This window comes from Sphingobacterium sp. UBA1498, assembly GCF_002325125.1.
In the GTDB taxonomy this organism is placed as follows: domain Bacteria; phylum Bacteroidota; class Bacteroidia; order Sphingobacteriales; family Sphingobacteriaceae; genus Sphingobacterium.
In genome coordinates this window covers 242,962-263,959 of the sequence record NZ_DCRG01000003.1, presented here as the reverse complement: position 1 = coordinate 263,959, position 20,998 = coordinate 242,962, and the positions used below count along the sequence as shown (strand labels likewise).

Genomic DNA, 20,998 nt, shown 5'->3' with positions numbered 1-20,998 from the left:
GAAGGGNNCCCTTCTTTATTTAGTAAGATTTCAACTTAGAATTCTGTATCCTCTACTTGCACAGCTGTCTCAATTACTTTTCTCGCTAACTCTTCTTTATAATCAATAATATTATTGCCGATTGCTTCATTACTTGTACCTAGAATCTGAGCGGCCAATATACCCGCATTCTTAGCTGCATTCAAAGCCACTGTCGCTACAGGAATGCCATTGGGCATCTGAAGGATAGAAAGCACAGAGTCCCATCCGTCAATTGAATTCGAAGATTTGACAGGTACCCCTATGACCGGTAAATGTGTAATAGAAGCCACCATTCCTGGTAAGTGTGCAGCTCCGCCTGCACCAGCAATAATAACTTTCAAACCACGAACTGCAGCATTTTTAGCGTAATCAAACATCCGCTGAGGTGTACGGTGTGCTGAAACAATCGTTACTTCAAACTCTACACCGAGGACTTTCAGAACATCGATAGCATCCTGCATGACCGGAAGATCCGATTTACTTCCCATGATAATGCCAACTTGGGCCTTATTATTGACTGACATAGTATTTTTTAAGCTTTAACTTTTAATATTTCTTGTACTTTTCTCGCATTGGAAATGGCTTTCTCCCGATCGTCATTGATAATACAGACATGCCCCATTTTACGGAAAGGCTTCGTATATTTCTTGCCATAGAGATGGATATATACACCTTCCATAGCAAGTACCTCTTCAACACCCTCATATTTAGCCAACCCTTCATAGCCCGCTTCACCCAATAGATTAATCATAACTGTATTCGTCCTGCAGCGCGTATCCCCCAGTGGTAGATTAAATATGGCTCTTAAATGTTGTGCAAATTGCGACACATAATTACCCTCAATGGTCTGATGGCCACTATTGTGTGGACGCGGAGCCAATTCATTAACTAAAATATCGCCGTTTTTTGTTAGAAACATCTCTACGGCCAATATTCCGACAATTTGTAGATCGTCTGCGATCTTCTTTGCAATCATCTCCGCTCGCTGTTGTATTTCCACACCATACAAAGAAGGAGCGATCAAAAATTCAACCAAATTTGCTTGTGGATTGAATTCCATTTCCACCATTGGAAAGGTAGAAACTTCTCCTTTATCATTCCGGGCAACAATAACAGCAATTTCCTTTTCAAAATCTACCCATTCTTCAATTAAACTTGGCTCCTCAAAAGCATCTTGAATATCTTGCTGTGTGACAATCTTCTTTACCCCCTTGCCATCATATCCGTCCCGACGTAATTTTTGGATATAAGGCAGGTTCAATGGAGCATTCATCATATTATCCTTATTGGATATCAATTGAAATGTAGATGTCGGTATATCATTTTGTTTAAAAAATTGCTTTTGTAAACCTTTATCCTGAATTAGACGAATGATACGTGATTGCGGATAAACGATCACTCCTTCACCTTCCAGCTTTTCCAGCGCATCAACGTTTACCTTCTCAATCTCGATCGTAATCATGTCCAAATCCTTACCGAAATTATAGACCGTTTCAAAATCGCCCAATGATCCACATTCAAATCTATTGCACAACTTGCGACAAGGAGCATTCTTATCGGGATCCAATACATGAACGTTTACATTGTAATTAATGGCTTCCTGGATTAACATTCTTCCCAGTTGTCCACCGCCAAGAATACCTAATTGCAGTTCGCCATAAAAATCTTTTGCCATAATTGATTTAAATCTTATAAATTTTATCTTTTTAAGCTTTTTCTTTGAACAACTGTTCTCCAAGTAAGCTTTCTTTGTCTATTTTCTTTTGCAATTCAATAAAAGCTCCGATCAGCGCCTCGGGCCGAGGTGGGCACCCTTGAACATACACATCTACAGGAATGATTTTATCCACTCCTTTGACGACATGATACCCATGTTGCCAATACGGGCCACCGCAATTTGAACATGACCCCATCGAAATAACATATTTGGGATCAGGCATTTGCTCATACAATTTCTTAATGCGATCAGCCATCTTGAAGGTGACTGTCCCGGCGATAATGATCACATCGGATTGCCGAGGAGAAGGTCTTGGAAAGACGCCCATCCGATCCAAATCGTAGGTAGATGCCATTGCTCCCATCATTTCTATGGCACAACAGGCAATACCGAAACTCATCGGCCACATGGACGACAGCCTTGCCCAGTTGAGTAAATCATCTAATTTGGCAACAATAACACCATCATTTTGCAATTGACTATCTAGACTCATGCTTATTCAGGTTTTTTAAATCGCGGTTTAAAAGCTGGCTTAGGAACAGAGACGACTTCGTTTGCCGTTACTACTTCTCCAACTACTGTTTCATCTGCTACCACTACATAATCGCGCAGCTGATATGTTTTACTATTTAAGCTCGCATAGGCGCTATCTGGAATACATACGGGGACTTTCGGCGGCGATACTTGCGGTTTAACCCATTCCAAATCCCCCTTCTTCCATACAAACACCAATCCTAGGATTAAAACACCAATAAACATGGCCATTTCGATCATAGTAAACCACCCCCATCTTTCATCTGCTGCAATATATTCCGATTGTCCAAATACAGTAGCCCATGGAAAAATAAAGATAAGCTCTACATCAAAAAGTAAAAAAACGAGGGCAATAACATAAAAGCGCGGATTAAACTGAACCCAAGATGAACCAATTGGTTCCTCTCCACATTCGTAAGTACCGGATTTTATCGGATTATTCTTTTTGGGAGAGATTAGACGTGCCAGAAAAATGGTCGCACAGACTAACAGCGCCCCTATCAGAAGAATGATAAGGATTTTGCCGTATTCCGATAATTGCGCGGGGTCATCCATAATGATTACAAATTTAACAAATATTTCGTTCACTCGGGTGAGGAACTTGAAATTACAAATTATTTCTTTAAAAACCGTTTGTATCCTACAAAATAAACAGAAGTATACCACAACATCCGCCTAATGCGGCTCACAATGTAATCACACAATCGGATGAATGAACAGCGTAATCATCCAAAAATTAAGGCACAAAAAAATAGGGCACCGTATTGATACGATGCCCCATTATGATGTAACTATTCTCTAAAAAATTACATTTTTCCCGGCATTTTGGGCATATTACGCATCAATTTAGCGGCCATCGCTGGATTAGACATCTGCTTCATGACTTTACGCATATCACCAAATTGTTTCAATAATTTATTCACTTCATTAATATCAGTACCTGATCCTTTTGCAATACGTAAACGACGTTTTTGATCAATGACATCTGGATTTTCACGTTCGAAGGGAGTCATAGAATCGATAATTGCTTCAATGGGTCTGAATGCATTATCATCGACTTCAATATCCTTCATTGCTTTACCGACACCTGGGATCATTCCCATAAGGTCTTTCATATTACCCATTTTCTTAATCTGTTGAATTTGGGATTTAAAATCGTTGAAATCGAATTTATTCTTACGGATTTTCTTTTGAAGTTCTGCAGCCTGTTTCTCGTCAAATTGCTGTTGCGCCCGCTCTACTAAGGACACGACATCACCCATTCCCAAAATACGGGAAGCCATACGATCCGGGTGGAATACATCCAGCGCATCCATCTTTTCACCCGTACCAATAAACTTAATAGGCTTATTCACGACAGATTTGATAGATAATGCCGCACCACCACGTGTATCTCCATCTAACTTAGTCAGGACTACTCCTGTAAAGTCTAAACGGTCATTAAATGTTTTTGCTGTATTAACTGCATCCTGACCAGTCATTGAATCCACAACAAATAAGATCTCATCAGGCTTTGTAGCTTCCTTAACAGCAGTAATTTCTACCATTAAAGGCTCATCTATTGCCAAACGACCAGCTGTATCAATAATTACAACATTGTTTCCATTACGTTTAGCTTCCTCAACACCGGCCTTTGCAATAGCAATAGGATCGTTAGATTCACGATTCACAAAAACTGGTACCCCCACTTGCTCTGCAAGTACTTCCAATTGATCGATCGCAGCGGGACGGTAAACATCACCGGCAACCAACAATGGTTTTTTATTTTTTTTATCTTTAAGATACAACGCCAACTTACCTGAAAACGTTGTTTTACCAGCACCATTCAATCCCGCAATTAAAATAACTGTTGGATTTTTCCCAGTTTCAAGCTCCGTAACAGACCCGCCCATCAAAGCAGTCAACTCATCGTTCATGATCTTTGTCAACAATTGGCCCGGCGATATACTTGTCAGTACATTTTCACCTAAAGCTTTTTGTTTAACATCGTCGGTAAAAGTCTTGGCAGTTTTATAATTCACATCGGCGTCCAACAACGCTTTACGAATTTCTTTCATCGTTTCTGCAACGTTGATCTCGGTAATACTACCTTGTCCTTTTAATACTTTAAAGGCCCTATCTAACTTATCTTGAAGATTTGAAAACATAAAATCTGAATCTTATTCTATATAAACAGCAAAGTTAAAAAAATTGTCTATAGTAACCTCATTAACACGCCATAAAAAATGCGACTATAAAAAATAATCGCATTTATGTAAAAAAAGTACACTACCTCTATTTAATCACTTCTACGGCCACCAAATAAAATTGAGGCATAATACAAAAGTGTCACCAACGCACTTAATGCCGCTACCACATACGTCATCGCTGCCCATTTCAAAGCATCTTTTGCCCCCTCATGCTCTTCTCCGTTGTAAGTCACGCCAGCATGGTTTAACCATTCCAATGCACGGTTTGAAGCATCAAACTCTACAGGTAAGGTGATAAAAGAAAATATAGTCGTAATAGCCAATGCGCCTACACCGACCGCTAAAAGCCATGGATTACCACCTTTAGAAAAAGCAAACAACATAACACCAAGCATCAACACCCAAGATGTCAGCTTGGAGGCAGCATTTACCATGGGCACCATTGCCGAACGAAATCCCAGCCATTTATAAGCTTTAGCATGCTGTACAGCGTGACCACATTCGTGCGCCGCTACTGCTGCAGCTGCAACACTACGACCACTGTAAACTTCGGGACTTAAATTCACGGTTTTATCTGACGGATTATAGTGATCTCCCAAACGGTCTGGGATAGATAATACCTTTACATCATATATACCGTTATCATTTAACATTTTTTGCGCAATCTCAGCTCCTGACATCCCATTATTCAATGGCATCTCAGCGTATTTCTTAAATTTGTTTTTGAATCTTGTTTGGACAATCAGGCTCACCACCATTATCCCAATGAATAAAATCAAGTACATAGCTATTTAATCGTTTTTATAGTTATTATATGACTATCAAACCTTATTCCAGTTCTTGAAAAAAGGCATTTACATAAACTTCTAAGATAAAAAAACTCTTTGACCTGACAAAAAGAACATATTCTTCTGATCTCCACATGACATATTTACCTCATGACTTTAAATAAGTTACCATCATATTAGGTTTCAACTAACCTCCTCGCGTTCTAACAATACACAAGAAGCCGTTCTTACAGTATGCCTTTCGGAAATAGACTAAATCAATTGGCGGGTAAAATTATACAACGAATGCTTTTTAAAAAACTACTTTTGCAGGCTGGAACTATAGCCGTATAATTGAGCAGAGGATAGAAAAAGGGGATAATAACTAAGGGCGATTAACGCCCTTAGTTATTACAAATACCCCATTTGTAATGTAAGATCAGTACCTTCGATCATCTTACGTAAATTACTCAGTGCGTAACGCATTCTTCCCAAAGCTGTATTGATACTTACTTCGGTGATTTCTGCGATATCTTTAAAGCTCATATCACAAAAGTGCCGCATAATGAGCACTTCTTTTTGATCATCGGGAAGCTTTTGAATCATTTTCTTGAGGTCCACATCGACCTGTTTTTTTAGCATCTTTGACTCAGCACTCTCGTCGCTAAATTCGAGAACCTCAAAAATATCAAACCCATCAGTATTTACAATATTCGGAGCACGCTTTGCCTTTCTAAAAAAGTCAACAATCATATTATGTGCTATACGGATAGCCCAAGGTAAAAACTTCCCTTCCTCATTATATTTACCTGATTTTAGTGTGTTAATGATTTTAATGAAAGTTTCTTGAAAAATATCTTCAGCAAGATATTCATCTTTCACTTTCATATATATAGAGGTATAAATTTTCGATTTATATCGATTCAACAATGCCTCTAGGCCAGACTCTTGGCCACCGACATACATTTGGATCAACTCTTGATCGCTTTTACTTTTTAAAAGTCTCATACGTCACTTACTTTTTTAGCAGTTCGCAAATAAATTATCAGTTCTGTGTTAAAATGTAAATGTTTGTCGTATAACCTATCCTTTCTTATTGTAAAACAATTAATTAATCACGAATCAAATTACAGCAAAATAAATGAGTAATCAAATTATTACATTTTATTTTAAGACTTTTTAACATTTAAAAATAAGTTTCCTCTCCCCATTTCCAAAACGCCGCTCTTACGGCAATTCCTCCACCACAAAACAAACTAAAAATAGCAGTAGCACATAAGAAGGACAACACGGTGCCAGTGCGTTATATAATTGGTGCTTTGTAGGGAGCCAATAGGGACCTCATTCGGAATCCCTATAAGAACTGTTTAAAGTACGGCTCAGATAAGTATAAAATTCCTATGATAGGTTAAGTTGATAGGTACTTATATCGTAAACATGACATTGAGAATAGCTTTAGAAAAAGGAATAAAAATCGGAACCACCTTATCGGTAATTCCGCTTTTTTTATTCCTAGGGGAATGTCTTATTTATACAATGGGAATTCAGCCATCATTGCTCTTACTTTACCATGGATCAAATCCAGTTGGGCATCGTTAGATGCATTTTTCAATGCCTCATCGATCAATTCGCCGATCTGTATTATTTCATTTTCTTTAATACCACGTGTTGTAATGGCAGCTGTACCAAAACGTACCCCTGAAGTCACAAAAGGAGAACGTGTATCGAAAGGAACCATGTTTTTGTTTGTCGTGATACCTGCTTTGCCCAATACAGCCTCTGCTTCTTTACCAGAAATATCTTTGTTGCGAAGATCCACCAACATCAAGTGATTGTCTGTACCGCCAGAGATGATCTTGTAATCTCTTTCTACAAAGAATTGTGCCAATGCCGCTGCATTTTTCTTCACCTGAACGATATATTCCATATAATCATCAGATAAAGCCTCACCGTATGCGATTGCTTTCGCAGCAATGGTATGCTCCAAAGGACCACCTTGTGTACCTGGGAATACAGCCAGATCCAATAGTTGCGTAATTGTACGGATTTCACCTTTAGGTGTTTTGATACCCCAAGGATTCTCAAAATCTTTACCGACCATAATCATACCGCCACGTGGACCACGAAGCGTTTTGTGTGTCGTTGTCGTAACGATATGACAGTGTGGAAGTGGGTCGTTTAATAAACCACGCGCGATCAAACCAGCAGGGTGAGAAATATCAGCCATCACGATAGCTCCAATTTCGTCTGCAACTTTACGGATACGTGCATAGTCCCAATCACGAGAATACGCAGAAGCACCACAGATGATCATTTTAGGTTTTTCGCGAAGTGCTGTTTCTTCCAATTGCTCATAGTCGATTAAACCAGTATCTTCTTTTACACCATAAAATAATGGTTGATAGATCTTACCAGATAGGTTAGCTGGTGAACCATGTGTCAAGTGACCACCATGAGATAAATCAAGGCCTAAGATTTTGTCGCCAGGTTTGATGGTTGCCAAAAAAACAGCGGCATTTGCCTGTGCACCAGAGTGAGGTTGAACATTTACCCATTCTGCACCAAACAATTGCTTTGCGCGATCAATTGCGATGGTTTCAATCTCATCCACAACTTCACAACCTCCATAGTAACGTTTTCCTGGGAGGCCTTCTGCATATTTATTTGTCAACACTGAACCAGCAGCTTCCATCACTTGTTTTGAAACAAAGTTTTCTGAAGCAATTAATTCAATACCTTCTTCTTGGCGTTTAAGCTCATCAGCTATTAAATTAAAAATGGCTTGATCTCTTTCCATTGTTTTTAAATGTTGTAAAGTAAATTTTGTAGTTTATTTTAATGCCTCAAAGATAGCATATTCCATAAAGAATATCGACAAAAAGCCATATTTTATTAAATGTTCTTAGCGAAATCAACTTATTTATGCAAATTACCTAATTAGGCAAGGAACATTATACGGCACGATGGGCTAAATATGCACACGAAAAACTGAATGTTTCGAAAATGTCAAAAAATCCATATCAAGCGATTTGCCACTAAAAAAGTGTATTTTTGTATTGGATTGGCTAAAAAAATTATTATAATGAGTACAGAACATACAGCAGTTGCTCCTGTTTCGTTGACAGAAGGGGCAATCAAGGAACTGAATAAATTAAAGGATCAACAAGAAATCTCTGATGATTTTGGTTTACGCGTAGGTGTCGAAGGTGGCGGTTGTTCGGGAATGAGTTATATCTTGGGCTTTGATCAAAAAAAGGATGGTGATAACGAATACGAAATCCAAGGAATTCGCATCTTTATGAACAAAGCACATGGCTTATATCTTGCAGGTATGGAAATCGACTTTAAATCAGGGCTCGATGCACGGGGCTTCACATTCAATAATCCGAATGCAACCAGCACTTGCGGATGCGGAAGCAGCTTCTCTGCATAACAGCATTTATTGACGAATGCAACAACAAAGGGACTGCCATGGGTAGTCCCTTTGTTGTTGCAGCTGTCGCCATCCTGTTTGCCATTTGACAGACGTTAGATGCTATAAAGTTCTCTGCAACTTAATGATATTACCACTACAAAGCCCTCTTTCATTTTCCATCATAAATCACTAAATTAGCGACCTTTAGAAAAGAAGCATACAACAGTCTGATGTACAAAGAATATAAGCAGTTAAATTTACCCGAGATAGGTAAAGAGATTTTGACCCGTTGGGAACAGGAAAAAATATTCGAAAAAAGTATCAATAACCGTCCTGAGAGCAAGACCTATACATTTTTTGAAGGTCCACCTTCTGCAAATGGAATGCCAGGGATTCACCACGTGATGGCCCGTACGATTAAGGATATTTTCTGCCGTTACAAGACTTTGAAAGGCTACCAAGTGAAACGAAAAGGCGGCTGGGACACCCATGGCCTGCCCATTGAACTTGCGGTCGAAAAAGCTCTTGGTATCACTAAAGAGGATATCGGTAAAAAAATCACCGTAAAACAATATAATGATGCCTGCCGTAAGGAAGTAATGAAATATACCGATGTATGGAATGACCTAACTACCAAAATGGGCTATTGGGTTGACCTTGAACATCCTTATATTACTTACAAAAATGAGTATATCGAAACCTTATGGTATTTATTGAAAGAGCTTTACAAGAAAGGTCTTTTGTATAAAGGTTACACGATACAGCCATATTCCCCTGCCGCAGGTACTGGATTGAGTTCACATGAACTTAACCAACCAGGCACCTATAAAGATGTGAAGGATACGACCATCGTTGCCGAATTTAGACTGATCAAAAGTCAGCTTCATCCAGCGATAGAAAAGTTAGTTGACGATGAAGCCGAAGATGTCGCTTTTATCGCCTGGACGACCACACCATGGACTTTACCATCCAACACGGCTTTGGTTGTAGGCAAGAAAATAAACTATGTTAAGGTTAAAACTTTCAATAAATATACCGGCGCTCCTGTATCTGTTATATTGGCGAAAGATTTAATCGGTAAGCATTTTAAAGCAGAAGGAGAAAATGCATCCTTCCAGGACTATAAATTGGGCGACAAAGTAATTCCTTGGGAACTTGCCGCTGAATTTGTAGGTGAAGAGCTTGTAGGCCTGCGCTATGAGCAATTGTTGCCTTATATCACCAACGAGGACTTACAAGAAAATGCCTTCCGCGTTATCCCAGGTGATTTTGTCACCACCGAAGATGGTACTGGTATTGTCCACGCTGCTCCTACTTATGGTGCGGACGACTTTCGTGTAGCGAAAGAACATGGTGTACCGGGCATCTTGGTAAAAGATGAAAATGGAAAAGAAGTTCCTACCGTTGACCGTACGGGCCGTTTTGTAAGTGAAATTACAGATTTTGCCGGAAGATTTGTTAAAGAGGAATATTATAGTCCAGAGGAACGTTCAAAAGAAGATTTTAAACCAACGGATGTATTGATCTCTATCAAATTAAAAGAGGACAATAAAGCCTTCGATGTTAAAAAATATGAGCACACCTATCCACACTGTTGGCGTACAGACAAACCCGTTCTATACTATCCATTAGATAGCTGGTTTATTCGCACAACCGCAGTGAAGGAAGATTTGGTTGCATTAAATAAGACCATCAACTGGAAACCTGAAGCAACTGGTACAGGACGTTTTGGTAACTGGCTGGAAAACCTGGTAGACTGGAACCTCTCACGCTCGCGTTACTGGGGAACTCCACTTCCTATCTGGCGTTCAGAAGACGAAAATGAAGAGGTCTGTATAGGCTCCTTACCTGAATTAAAATCCTTATTGGAAGTTTCTTTGACCTCAGCTATTTTGTCTGATGAAGAAAAAGCAAAAAACAAAGCTTACTTGGATAAGTTTGGCACAGAACAATTGGATTTACATCGTCCCTATGTGGATGACATCGTTCTTGTTTCCGACGCTGGCCAAAAGTTGTTCCGTGAACCTGACTTAATCGACGTCTGGTTTGATTCGGGAGCAATGCCTTATGCACAATGGGGATTGGATCACGAAAAATTAGCTAAAGGGGAAGAGTTTCCTTTTAAAGCTGGATTTGATCATGCCTACCCTGCAGACTTTATTGCTGAAGGAGTTGATCAAACACGGGGTTGGTTCTTTACCTTGCATGCGATTTCAACGATGATGTACAAATCGGTTTCGTTCAAAAATGTAGTTTCCAACGGCTTGGTATTGGATAAAAATGGTAACAAGATGTCCAAACGCTTAGGCAACGGTGTTGATCCATTCTCGACAATCGATCAATACAGTGCAGACGCGACTCGCTGGTATATGATCAGTAATGCCGCGCCTTGGGACAATCTTAAATTCAATATGGAAGGCTTAGATGAAGTCCGTCGTAAATTCTTTGGTACTTTATATAATACCTACGCCTTTTTTGCATTGTATGCCAATATCGATAAGTTCTCGTATTCAGAACCAGATATTGCTTTGGAAAAACGTCCTGAAATTGACCGTTGGATTATCTCCTTATTAAATTCCTTGACAAAACAAGTAGACGAATACTTGGCTGATTACGAGCCTACAAAAGCCGCACGAGCTATCCAAAACTTTGTTGATGAACATCTCAGCAACTGGTATGTTCGGCTTTGCCGTCGTCGCTTCTGGAAGGGCGATTACTCAGAAGATAAAATTTCTGCTTATCAAACACTTTATACCTGTCTTAATACGATAGCGAAATTGATGTCGCCAATATCGCCATTTTTTTCGGATCGGTTATTCTTGGATTTGAATGCAGCCACGAACAAGGAGCAGGTTGAGTCTGTGCACTTAGCCAATTTCCCAGTATACAACGAGATTTTGGTCGATAAAGAATTGGAAGAACGTATGTCTTTAGCACAAGACATCTCCTCTTTGACACTTTCGCTGCGTAAGAAGACCTCCATCAATGTACGTCAACCATTAAATAAAATTTTGGTTCCGGTACTTGATAGTGCTTTCCAAGAGAAGGTAGAAAAAGTGAAAGATCTAATACTTTCTGAGACCAATATTAAAGATATCGAGTTCATAACAGATACTACTGGTATTATCAAGAAAAAAATAAAACCAAATTTCAAAGCTCTTGGCTCGAAAGTTGGTAAGGATATGAAGTTAGTTTCTTCGTCTATCCAATCGTTGACTATAGATCAAATTAGCACGTTGGAATCAACAGGCGAATTAGCCCTAACAGGTACGCCATATACGATTCTACTGAGCGATGTAGAAATTATAGCTGAAGACGTTGAGGGATGGCAGGTAGCAAATTTAGGCAAATTGACCGTAGCATTAGATATATATATTACTGAAGAATTGAAAAAAGAAGGTCTATCAAGAGAACTGATTAACCGTCTACAAAATCTAAGGAAAGAAAAGGGATTGGAAGTAACGGATAGAATTAACGTAAAGTTAACAGCTGCTACTGAAGTGATCAATGCTGCCAACGAAAATTTATCGTATATTTGCACCGAAATTCTGGCCGATTCATTGGTATTTGAAGATTCACTAACTGAAGGAGAGACCATCGAGATCGATGGCAAAGAACTTAAGGCATTAATCCAAAAAAATTAAATTATGGCAAACAACAACGAGAAAACACGCTATAGCGATTCAGAATTACAAGAATTCAAAGATATTATCCTAGACAAGCTTAGAATAGCAAAAGAAGAGCTTTCCTCGTTGACCGCAACGCTTAATAACAGTAATGCTAATGGTACTGACGATACTGCTGGAACGTACAAAACATTGGAAGACGGTTCAGCTACTTTAGAAAAAGAGCAAACTAATCAGCTGGCTGCTCGTCAAAAGAAATTTATCGACAACCTTGAAGCAGCGTTGGTGCGCATCGAGAACAAAACGTATGGTATCTGTAGAGAAACAGGAAAACTGATTCAAAAAGAACGTTTGAAAGCTGTTCCACATACGACTCTGAGCATCGAAGCGAAAAACAAACAATATTAATTTTAGGCATTAAATATATGGTCTTTGCTTAGGCAAAGACCATTTTTATAACACAATGAAGGGTTATACAAAACCGATCGCACTTATTGTCGCGATTCTTTTAATAGATCAATTGTCGAAGATCTGGGTTAAGCTAACCATGACAATTGGGCAAAGCCACCATATCTTGGGCAAATTTTTCCAGATTCATTTTATTGAAAATAATGGAATGGCTTACGGCATGGAATTTGGCGGCGATTATGGCAAATTGTTTTTGACGGTATTTCGCATTCTTGCCGTAGCAGGGATTGGATACGGCCTACATTACATGATCAAGAATAAATATAATCGAGGCTTTATCTTAAATGTGGCCTTAATTCTTGCTGGTGCGCTTGGAAATATCATAGATTCTGCTTTTTATGGTGTGATCTTTAGTGAAAGCACCTGGTATGATAAAGCGAGTCTATTTCCGGCAGGAGGTGGATATTCATCCTTTCTTCATGGAAAAGTAGTTGATATGCTTTACTTTCCTTTGATTCAGGGCAACTTCCCTTCCTGGGTGCCGTTTTGGGGCGGTGAAGAATTCTTGTTCTTCCGACCTGTATTCAACATTGCAGACTCTGCGATTTCTGTAGGGGTTATTTTGATTCTTTTATTTCAAAAACGGTATTTTAAAACGGAAAAAGAAGAGAAATCGAGCATCCATAGTGAAATCGTTGAAGATTAACGAAATATCCCTAAAGCCTTGTTAATCTCAAGGCTTTTATTTTTGTATATATAATACGCGAAACTACTTAAACATTGCTATTAACATGAAAAACATCAGCCTACTTCTGATACTCTGCTGCTTAATCGGAATCAAAACGGCGCAGGCACAACAGATTGAAGTTTCCAACTTAAAAAAACATATCTACTTCCTCGCCGACGACAAAATGAAAGGCAGGGGAACAGGCAGTAAGGAAGTATTTAAAGCCGCAGATTACATTGAAAAGGAATTTAAAAAATACAAACTTCAGCCCAAAGGTGAAAAAGGGTATCGCCAATCCTTCAAGGCGAAAGTATGGAAAGTAAAAGTTGATGACAGCATTCGTCAGGCAGATAATATCATTGGTTTTATTGATAATGGCGCAGCTTTAACTGTGGTTATAGGCGCACATTACGATCATCTTGGAACAGGCCGCCAAGGAAGTTCAAAAGATTCCTTAGGGGTAGGCAAAATACATAACGGAGCCGACGATAATGCTTCTGGCACTGCTGGCTTATTAGAGCTCGCACGTTATTTCAGCAGCAACAATAAAAAAGAAGCCTACAACTTACTGTTTATTGCTTTCGGCGCAGAAGAACTGGGCTTAGTTGGTTCTAAATATTTTACGGAACACCCTACCCTACCCTTGGAAAAAATCACAGCCATGCTCAATATGGATATGATTGGTCGCTATAATCCCAGCAATGGTCTCGCTGTAATCGGTTACGGAACAAGTAGCCAATGGCCAGCGATATTCGAAGATATTCAGGCACCTATAAAATTTAATCTAAGCCGGGATGGGAATGGCGGCTCTGACCAGACTTCATTCTACAAAAAGAATATACCGGTATTGTTTTTCCATACGGGCGGACACCCAGACTACCATATGCCGACTGATGATGCCGATAAAATCGATTACAACGCTTTAAAATCCATATTAGATCTTGAAAAAACAGTAGTTGAAAATATTATGAAACAATCCAATAAAATGGATTTTGTATGGACCAATTAAACAATAAAAAGCGGACTGACGTTTAGCGAAATGTGACACTTTAACTTTTTGTCTGCACAAATGCTACATCACGAATAGATAAGCCGCTTTGTAGATATACACAAATAAACTAAACAGCGCACTTGAGATAGCGTAAATGAGTCTCTATGAACAGGTGCTTGGATATCATTTAATTATTGTTGATGAAAAAAATTCTAGTGACAGGATCCAATGGATTCCTTGGTCAAAAAGTCGTTGATTTACTTGCTAGCAATGACAAATATGATGTTGTTGCTCTTTCAAAAGGTCCAAACCGAAACCCGAATCAAGCGGATTACGCTTTCTTTCAAGTAGACTTATTGGACCGTACACAGTTAACAGATTTTTTGTCTGCGCAAACTTTTGATACAATTGTCCATACTGCAGCCATGACGAGTGTAGAAGCTTGTGAAGCAGATCAAGCGACTTGTCAATTGCTTAATGTCGATCTTGTTGGCTATCTCGGCGCCTATTGTGCTGAGCAACAAACACAATTGATTCACTTATCTACAGACTTTGTTTTTGATGGGAAAAAAAATGCACCTTACATTGAAACAGATCTTCCCAATCCGCAAAGTCAATATGGCAAGAGTAAATATGCTTCCGAACAAGTGCTTGCGCAGTCTGGCTGTAAATATGCTATCCTACGGACGATATTAGTCTACGGAATCAATGCTGACCCCAACCGTTCCAATCTTGTATTATGGGCTAAAAGTAAGTTGTCACAAAATGAGCCCATAAAAGTAGTCAATGACCAATGGAGAATGCCTACCTTTGTGGATGATTTGGCTTATGCTTGTCAACTCGCAATTGACCGAGAGGCGCAGGGAATGTTTCACATTTCAGGTGCTGAGCTGATGTCAATCCATGAGGCTGTCTACCAAATTGCGGACTACTGGCAGCTAGATAAAGGATTGATTTCGGAGATCAGCGCTGCCAGCATTGGACAGGCAGAAAACAGGCCACGGCACACAGGCTTTGATCTGACTAGATCTAACGCTGAATTGGGTTATGTGCCGACGTCATTTACGGATGCTTTGGCTAGCATAGATAATCAATTCAAAACGTTTGGACGATAATGACAAATAATGATATGATAGAGAAATTTGCGCGAGAGTCATACACAGAGATGAACGAATTGGTATTACCCAACGATACCAATACATTTGGAAATTTGATGGGTGGCCGTTTATTGTATTGGATGGATATCTGTTCGGCCATTGCTGCTCAAAAACACTGTAGCAATGTCGTCGTAACAGTATCTGTTGACAATGTATCTTTTAAGCGCTCCATTAGACTGGGTGAGGTCGTCACGATACAAGCTCAAGTAACACGTGCGTTTAATAGTTCTTTGGAAGTACGCATGGAAATTTTCGCGTCTAATTTACCGGAAGGCACCCGTGTAAAAACAAACGAAGCCTATTATACCTTTGTTGCTGTTGATTCGGATAATAATCCTAAAGCGGTACCGCTATTAATTCCAGAAACAGATTCAGAACGCAAAGCATATGAAGATGCATTACAGCGAAGAGAACTGCGTCTCATTCTTGCAGGGAAATTAAAGCCGGAAAATGCAAAAAAATTACAAGCATTGGTCAACCTTTTTAGCCAAAAGAACTGATGCCTAAATTTGTTTGTTCACATACTGTTTAAAAAAGCAAAAGGGAAAACGCAACGTTTTCCCTTTTTTAATTATATCGCATATGTTGGTCTTGTTCATTCGCGATAGCCTACGCGTTGCCAAGTGCCAAAATTCGATCAAACTCTTCAGGTTTAAGCGGCATAACAGACAAACGTCCCTGTCTCACCAAGGCGATATCCTGCAACTGTTCATCTGCCTTAATAGTTTCTAGTGTAACTGGGGTACTCAGTGTCTCTACAGGTTCCAGATCAACTACAACCCACCGCTCATCATCTGTTGTTGGATCTTGATAAAATTCTTTTACTACTTTGGCTATTCCCACAACTTCCTTTCCTTCATTGCTATGGTAGAATAGAACCAGATCCCCTTCTTTCATCGCTTTGATATTATTCCTAGCTTGATAATTGCGGACACCATCCCAGAAGGTGCGTCCATCTTTATTAAATTGCTCCCAGCTATATTTAAATGGTTCAGATTTTACTAAGAAGTACTGCATGGTCAAATATTATTATTAAATGTTATAACCTATTGTTGCGGCATTAAAACTTCCATTTTATCGGCAAAATGCGCACAGTAGTCACGTAGGTCACCAATAACTTTTTCCGCCATCGGATCGCCTCCTGAAGAACGGATAAAAGAATCTCCCAATGTTTGCAAAGTCTCATAGAAAAAGCGCTTCATCTCATCATAGGGCATATCTTTAGTCCAAAGGTCGATACGCATTGAATTCTTATAATGTGAATCCCATAAGGCTAGAAACATGGCTTTTGCAGGTAACTCCTCTGCACTATTGCCATCTGTAGACGACCACATGATATTTTCAGGCACGTTGTTTTCATCTAATTCTACCTGTAGTTTTATTTCAGCTTTTTTCATCTTAAATATTATTTGAACTATTTATATTGAGCTATGTTTCGTAATATGGTGATATTCTCCATTAATTCAAGACATAACCTGTCTATTATTTTTAATTTGATTTCTTACGCAAAGGTTACTTTGACAATTAAACTGGTCACACAAACAACTACCAAAAAAGCTAATTGTAATAACCACATCTTTTTATTTTGCTTTACAAAGACCCTAAATGCGATATCAACTAGGGTGAATATCAGCAACAGTAGGATAAATGCACCCCAAGTAAACAGCGCCTTTTCATCAGCGGAATTTTCCATGACAAACCAGGCAACAAGGCTTGCACTAGCGATATTTAGTGGAGTAAAGCGCACGACTTAATAAATTAGCGTTTTTTAAAATTACGATTAGTTCCTCCCGATTTTCCGCCTGCAGACTTACTTTTACTTTTTGCTTTTGGTTTAAATCCGGAAGCGCGCTGTGCATCTCGGACCTCTTTCTGTTTGATAACATATTTTTTCTCGTGAAAAGCACCTTGAAAATCTGGATTGTCTTTTCGCTTCTGATTGTCAATCTCGCGCGCAATGTCTTGTTTTTCATGAAAAGGTGTCTTCTCTATAAAGACATCTTCAGGGATTGGATATACAGGTATACTTTGCTTGATTAACTTTTCTATCTTACGAACGTAATACTTCTCAGCCTCATTACAAAACGTAATTGCATCACCTTCATTAAAGGCGCGTCCAGTGCGTCCAATACGGTGCACATAGTCTTCAATAACAATAGGGACTTCAAAATTAATCACATGGCTCACATTCGAAACATCAAGCCCACGCGCAGCGACATCAGTTGCGACCAAAATACGAACATTTCCTTCCTTGAATGCATTGATAGAATTGATACGTGTATTCTGACCTTTATTGGCATGAATAACACGAACCTCATCTTTACCATATTTACGCTCCAAAAAGTGGAAGACGTTGTCCGCAACTTGCTTTGTTTTACAGAAAACAATCAATCGGCTAAAGGCTTCATCATCTTTCAGAAGATGCTGAAGTAAATTCAATTTTGTCTTTTGGTTGGGAACAACATACAATGCCTGACTAACTGTCTTTGCTGGTGTGGCTTGTTCTGACACCTCAATTACGGTCGGGAATGCTAAGAAATCACCTGCTATTTTCCGTACGAGTTCACTCATGGTAGCCGAAAACAATAAGTTTTGACGTTTGCGGGGTACGATTTCCAAAACGCGATGGATTTTACTAATAAAGCCCATATCCATCATTTTATCTGCTTCGTCTAAGACCAAAAACTTGAGCGATTTGACAACAATATGCCCCTCGAGATACAGGTCTAAAAATCTACCTGGTGTCGCCACGATTATATCTATTCCTTTTTCGAGCGTCTCTATCTGAGTTTTTGGTCCTAATCCGCCATAGAGAACCACTGAACGCAAATCGAGATAAGTAGAAAATAGTTTGATATTTTCGTCTATCTGCATGGCTAGCTCTCTTGTCGGTGTTAAAATCAACGCCCGTGCATCACTTCCTTGAGCATACTTTAGCTTCATCAGCATAGGCAGCACAAACGCCGCCGTCTTTCCAGTTCCCGTTTGAGCGATTCCCATCACATCCTGTCCGGCCAATATGGGGGTAATTGCCTTTTCTTGGATTTCGGTCGGGTGTTGATACCCCGCCTCCGCTATCGCATTTAAGATCTGTTTATTGAATTTAAAATTTTCAAATGATTGCTGCATCTTGCAAAGATAAGGAAAAGAGTCCATTTGGCTTTCCTTGGCGATCAATACCACACACATTTACTTTTAATTGACATAAAAATTGGCGAAAAGCACATTATAAAGTCTAATATTTTGGTTTTTAAGAGAATTAAAGCATTTTTGTACTGTATAAACAAACTTTTTATCAGGTTGATATGAAAAAATTATGGATGTGTTTGTTGTTCATAACAACAGGCTTTACTGCATTTGCCGACGAAGGGATGTGGTTTTTAATGTATTTGAAGCGTCTGAATGAGTCAGATATGCAGAAAAAAGGACTTCGTTTAAGTGCCGAAGAAATCTACAGCATTAACAACTCTAGTCTAAAAGATGCAATTGTACAATTCAACGGCGGATGTACAGCAGAAATCGTTTCAGACCAAGGCTTGGTATTTACTAACCACCATTGTGGATATGGTGCCATTGCCGAACTTTCTACGCCGGAAAATGATCATTTGACAAATGGCTTTTGGGCCAAATCCAAATCTGAGGAACTAAAGCCAAAATCTCTGTCGGTTCGCTTTTTCGTTCGTATGGATGATGTTTCCAAGCGAATCTTAGGTCTGGTGAACAACAAAATGTCTGAAGATGAACGTAAAAAGATCATCGCAGCTGAGACGGCTAAAATCCAAAAGGAAAATAGCGAAAACGGGAAGTACGTGGTTGAGGTAAAATCATTCTACCAAGGCAACGAGTACTATTATTTTGTATACCAAGATTACAATGACGTTCGGTTGGTAGGAACCCCTCCAAATAGCATTGGAAAATTTGGTGGTGATACCGATAACTGGGAATGGCCACGTCATACTGGTGACTTCTCAATTTTCCGTGTCTACGCTGATAAGAATGGGAATCCAGCAGAGTATGCACAAGACAATGTTCCTTTGAAACCTAAGCATTTCCTTCCTGTAAGCTTAAAAGGTGTTCAAGAAGGAGATTTTGCGATGATTTTAGGTTACCCTGGTCGTACAAACCGTTGGATGCCTTCAGGAGGGATCAATCAGAATGTGAAATTCGCCTATCCAGCATGGGTAGAAGCGTCTAAAACTGGTATGGATGCGATGAAAAAATTTATGGATCAAGATCAAGCGGTCAAATTGAACTACGCGTCTAAATACTCTCAAGTAGCGAATTACTGGAAAAATCGTCAAGGGATGATTGACGCTTTGACATTGCATAAAACGGCGGAAGCAAAAGCAAAAGACGAGGCTAAATTTGACAAATGGGCCAATAAAACTGCAAATAAAGCCGAATATGGTGATGTCATCAAGACAATCAATGAGTTTTATGCAGCAACGAACGATAAAGCTAGACATGACAACTATTTAATGGGCATGTTGCGTTCCAGTGCGATTGCAGCTCTTCCCTATTCAATCGGATCCGGATTGGAAGTATATACTGCTGGAGACGAAGCCCAAAGGAATGCAATTCTCCCACGTTTAAAATCTGCCATAGATGCGGGTTATGAAAAGATGTACATGCCTCTTGAAGAGCAAGTATTGATTGACGAATTGAACCTGTATGCTAAAAAGGCTGGAAATATTGCACCATATATTGCAGAATTGGCAGCTAAGAACAATGGCGACTTTACAGCTTTTGTCAAAGAAGCTGTGAAGAACAGCATCTTCGCTTCGGCTGAACGCCTGAACAATTACTTGGACACTCCGAATGCTGAAATCTTGGCAAATGACCCATTGTATAAACTTTCTTCAGCTTTACTCAATAGATATCGTCAAACCGATCCTAACTGGAAAATCCAGGACGACAAATTTGAAGCTGCTTATCGTAAGTATGTTGCCGGGGTATTGGCCTCGAATCCAAAAGGTAAATTCTATCCGGATGCCAACAGTACTTTGCGGTTAACTTACGGTTCGATAAAAGGCTTACCAAACGATCCGCGTAACGATGCTGACAAGAACTTTTACACGACATTAAAAGGTACCATTGCAAAGTACAAAAAAGGTGATGAGGAGTTTGATTTACCACAACGTTTAATTGACCTGTATAATAATAAGGACTATGGTCGCTATGCGGACAAAAAAGGATATTTACCAGTAAACTTCCTAAGTGACAACGACATAACAGGCGGAAACTCCGGGTCGCCAGTAATAAATGGTAATGGCGAATTAATTGGCCTAGCTTTTGATGGTAATATTGAAGCAATGGCTGGTGATGTAATCTTTGACCATAAGCTACAACGTACAATTTCAGTGGATATTCGTTATGTATTATTTATCATCGATAAATTTGCAGGGGCGACCAACATTATTGACGAACTAAAGATTGTTGAATAGTT

At 39.3% G+C, this 20,998-nt stretch carries 20 protein-coding genes; 8 read left to right on the top strand and 12 right to left on the bottom strand.

Features of this window, described 5'->3' with window-relative positions; translation table 11 throughout:
- Nucleotides 1-35: 35 nt before the first annotated feature.
- The 8 genes from purE to glyA form a co-directional block, all read right to left on the bottom strand.
- Entirely contained in the window at nt 36-545 is a 510-nt protein-coding gene (gene purE, locus B3139_RS02705) for a 5-(carboxyamino)imidazole ribonucleotide mutase (RefSeq protein WP_293879625.1), read from the bottom strand.
- A gap of 8 nt (nt 546-553) precedes the next feature.
- Nucleotides 554-1,696 (bottom strand): 5-(carboxyamino)imidazole ribonucleotide synthase, encoded by a 1,143-nt coding sequence (locus B3139_RS02700; RefSeq protein WP_209578564.1) that lies wholly within the window; start codon nt 1,694-1,696, stop codon nt 554-556.
- Between the two features lie 31 nt (nt 1,697-1,727).
- A complete protein-coding gene (locus B3139_RS02695) occupies nt 1,728-2,231 on the bottom strand; it encodes an NADH-quinone oxidoreductase subunit B (protein WP_209578565.1) in 504 nt (167 codons plus the stop codon).
- Between the two features lie 2 nt (nt 2,232-2,233).
- Nucleotides 2,234-2,827, bottom strand: coding sequence for an NADH-quinone oxidoreductase subunit A (locus B3139_RS02690; protein WP_293879624.1), 594 nt, complete (start codon nt 2,825-2,827; stop codon nt 2,234-2,236).
- A 251-nt stretch (nt 2,828-3,078) separates the two neighbouring features.
- Nucleotides 3,079-4,419 (bottom strand): signal recognition particle protein, encoded by a 1,341-nt coding sequence (gene ffh, locus B3139_RS02685; RefSeq protein ID WP_293879623.1) that lies wholly within the window; start codon nt 4,417-4,419, stop codon nt 3,079-3,081.
- A 131-nt stretch (nt 4,420-4,550) separates the two neighbouring features.
- Complete coding sequence (locus B3139_RS02680) at nt 4,551-5,246, bottom strand: zinc metallopeptidase (RefSeq protein ID WP_209578567.1); 696 nt, start codon at nt 5,244-5,246, stop codon at nt 4,551-4,553.
- A 393-nt stretch (nt 5,247-5,639) separates the two neighbouring features.
- Nucleotides 5,640-6,236: an RNA polymerase sigma factor gene (locus B3139_RS02675; RefSeq protein ID WP_293879622.1), complete on the bottom strand. Its 597-nt coding sequence runs from the start codon at nt 6,234-6,236 to the stop codon at nt 5,640-5,642.
- Between the two features lie 517 nt (nt 6,237-6,753).
- On the bottom strand, nt 6,754-8,025 hold the full coding sequence (gene glyA / locus B3139_RS02670; protein ID WP_209578569.1) for a serine hydroxymethyltransferase: 1,272 nt from the start codon (nt 8,023-8,025) through the stop codon (nt 6,754-6,756).
- A 285-nt stretch (nt 8,026-8,310) separates the two neighbouring features.
- Between glyA and B3139_RS02665 the strand changes: the two genes are divergently transcribed.
- The 7 genes from B3139_RS02665 to B3139_RS02635 all read left to right on the top strand — a co-directional run bounded on the left by B3139_RS02665 (nt 8,311) and on the right by B3139_RS02635 (nt 16,052).
- Nucleotides 8,311-8,661: a HesB/IscA family protein gene (locus tag B3139_RS02665; RefSeq protein WP_046674047.1), complete on the top strand. Its 351-nt coding sequence runs from the start codon at nt 8,311-8,313 to the stop codon at nt 8,659-8,661.
- 212 nt (nt 8,662-8,873) lie between these two features.
- A complete protein-coding gene (ileS, locus tag B3139_RS02660; protein ID WP_293879621.1) occupies nt 8,874-12,287 on the top strand; it encodes an isoleucine--tRNA ligase in 3,414 nt (1,137 codons plus the stop codon).
- 3 nt (nt 12,288-12,290) lie between these two features.
- Nucleotides 12,291-12,677 (top strand): TraR/DksA family transcriptional regulator, encoded by a 387-nt coding sequence (locus B3139_RS02655; protein WP_046674049.1) that lies wholly within the window; start codon nt 12,291-12,293, stop codon nt 12,675-12,677.
- A 55-nt stretch (nt 12,678-12,732) separates the two neighbouring features.
- Complete coding sequence (locus B3139_RS02650; RefSeq protein ID WP_293879620.1) at nt 12,733-13,383, top strand: lipoprotein signal peptidase; 651 nt, start codon at nt 12,733-12,735, stop codon at nt 13,381-13,383.
- 85 nt (nt 13,384-13,468) lie between these two features.
- Entirely contained in the window at nt 13,469-14,413 is a 945-nt protein-coding gene (locus B3139_RS02645) for a M20/M25/M40 family metallo-hydrolase (protein ID WP_293879619.1), read from the top strand.
- Between the two features lie 182 nt (nt 14,414-14,595).
- On the top strand, nt 14,596-15,510 hold the full coding sequence (locus tag B3139_RS02640) for an SDR family oxidoreductase (RefSeq protein WP_293879618.1): 915 nt from the start codon (nt 14,596-14,598) through the stop codon (nt 15,508-15,510).
- A 14-nt stretch (nt 15,511-15,524) separates the two neighbouring features.
- Nucleotides 15,525-16,052: an acyl-CoA thioesterase gene (locus B3139_RS02635; RefSeq protein ID WP_293879617.1), complete on the top strand. Its 528-nt coding sequence runs from the start codon at nt 15,525-15,527 to the stop codon at nt 16,050-16,052.
- A 109-nt stretch (nt 16,053-16,161) separates the two neighbouring features.
- On the opposite strand, the gene B3139_RS02630 is transcribed toward B3139_RS02635, so the two are convergent.
- The 4 genes from B3139_RS02630 to B3139_RS02615 all read right to left on the bottom strand — a co-directional run bounded on the left by B3139_RS02630 (nt 16,162) and on the right by B3139_RS02615 (nt 18,681).
- Nucleotides 16,162-16,569 carry an EVE domain-containing protein gene (locus B3139_RS02630; protein WP_293879616.1) on the bottom strand — a complete coding sequence of 136 codons (408 nt, stop codon included), beginning with the start codon at nt 16,567-16,569 and terminating at the stop codon, nt 16,162-16,164.
- A gap of 29 nt (nt 16,570-16,598) precedes the next feature.
- Nucleotides 16,599-16,949: a gliding motility protein GldC gene (gldC, locus tag B3139_RS02625; protein ID WP_293879615.1), complete on the bottom strand. Its 351-nt coding sequence runs from the start codon at nt 16,947-16,949 to the stop codon at nt 16,599-16,601.
- 104 nt (nt 16,950-17,053) lie between these two features.
- Nucleotides 17,054-17,299, bottom strand: coding sequence for a hypothetical protein (locus tag B3139_RS02620; protein ID WP_293879614.1), 246 nt, complete (start codon nt 17,297-17,299; stop codon nt 17,054-17,056).
- A gap of 11 nt (nt 17,300-17,310) precedes the next feature.
- Entirely contained in the window at nt 17,311-18,681 is a 1,371-nt protein-coding gene (locus tag B3139_RS02615; protein ID WP_293879613.1) for a DEAD/DEAH box helicase, read from the bottom strand.
- A 176-nt stretch (nt 18,682-18,857) separates the two neighbouring features.
- On the opposite strand from B3139_RS02615, the gene B3139_RS02610 reads away from it, so the two are divergent.
- Nucleotides 18,858-20,996, top strand: a complete 2,139-nt coding sequence (locus B3139_RS02610) for a S46 family peptidase (RefSeq protein ID WP_293879612.1) — start codon at nt 18,858-18,860, stop codon at nt 20,994-20,996.
- Nucleotides 20,997-20,998: the final 2 nt, after the last annotated feature.

What these genes read in the sequence shown, in the direction of transcription:
- purE (WP_293879625.1), bottom strand. Translation starts at nt 545, where the DNA reads ATGTCAGTCAATAATAAGGCCCAAGTTGGCATTATCATGGGAAGTAAA.
- B3139_RS02700 (WP_209578564.1), bottom strand. Translation starts at nt 1,696, where the DNA reads ATGGCAAAAGATTTTTATGGCGAACTGCAATTAGGTATTCTTGGCGGT.
- B3139_RS02695 (WP_209578565.1), bottom strand. Translation starts at nt 2,231, where the DNA reads ATGAGTCTAGATAGTCAATTGCAAAATGATGGTGTTATTGTTGCCAAA.
- B3139_RS02690 (WP_293879624.1), bottom strand. Translation starts at nt 2,827, where the DNA reads ATGGATGACCCCGCGCAATTATCGGAATACGGCAAAATCCTTATCATT.
- ffh (WP_293879623.1), bottom strand. Translation starts at nt 4,419, where the DNA reads ATGTTTTCAAATCTTCAAGATAAGTTAGATAGGGCCTTTAAAGTATTA.
- B3139_RS02680 (WP_209578567.1), bottom strand. Translation starts at nt 5,246, where the DNA reads ATGTACTTGATTTTATTCATTGGGATAATGGTGGTGAGCCTGATTGTC.
- B3139_RS02675 (WP_293879622.1), bottom strand. Translation starts at nt 6,236, where the DNA reads ATGAGACTTTTAAAAAGTAAAAGCGATCAAGAGTTGATCCAAATGTAT.
- glyA (WP_209578569.1), bottom strand. Translation starts at nt 8,025, where the DNA reads ATGGAAAGAGATCAAGCCATTTTTAATTTAATAGCTGATGAGCTTAAA.
- B3139_RS02665 (WP_046674047.1), top strand. Translation starts at nt 8,311, where the DNA reads ATGAGTACAGAACATACAGCAGTTGCTCCTGTTTCGTTGACAGAAGGG.
- ileS (WP_293879621.1), top strand. Translation starts at nt 8,874, where the DNA reads ATGTACAAAGAATATAAGCAGTTAAATTTACCCGAGATAGGTAAAGAG.
- B3139_RS02655 (WP_046674049.1), top strand. Translation starts at nt 12,291, where the DNA reads ATGGCAAACAACAACGAGAAAACACGCTATAGCGATTCAGAATTACAA.
- B3139_RS02650 (WP_293879620.1), top strand. Translation starts at nt 12,733, where the DNA reads ATGAAGGGTTATACAAAACCGATCGCACTTATTGTCGCGATTCTTTTA.
- B3139_RS02645 (WP_293879619.1), top strand. Translation starts at nt 13,469, where the DNA reads ATGAAAAACATCAGCCTACTTCTGATACTCTGCTGCTTAATCGGAATC.
- B3139_RS02640 (WP_293879618.1), top strand. Translation starts at nt 14,596, where the DNA reads ATGAAAAAAATTCTAGTGACAGGATCCAATGGATTCCTTGGTCAAAAA.
- B3139_RS02635 (WP_293879617.1), top strand. Translation starts at nt 15,525, where the DNA reads ATGATAGAGAAATTTGCGCGAGAGTCATACACAGAGATGAACGAATTG.
- B3139_RS02630 (WP_293879616.1), bottom strand. Translation starts at nt 16,569, where the DNA reads ATGCAGTACTTCTTAGTAAAATCTGAACCATTTAAATATAGCTGGGAG.
- gldC (WP_293879615.1), bottom strand. Translation starts at nt 16,949, where the DNA reads ATGAAAAAAGCTGAAATAAAACTACAGGTAGAATTAGATGAAAACAAC.
- B3139_RS02615 (WP_293879613.1), bottom strand. Translation starts at nt 18,681, where the DNA reads ATGCAGCAATCATTTGAAAATTTTAAATTCAATAAACAGATCTTAAAT.
- B3139_RS02610 (WP_293879612.1), top strand. Translation starts at nt 18,858, where the DNA reads ATGAAAAAATTATGGATGTGTTTGTTGTTCATAACAACAGGCTTTACT.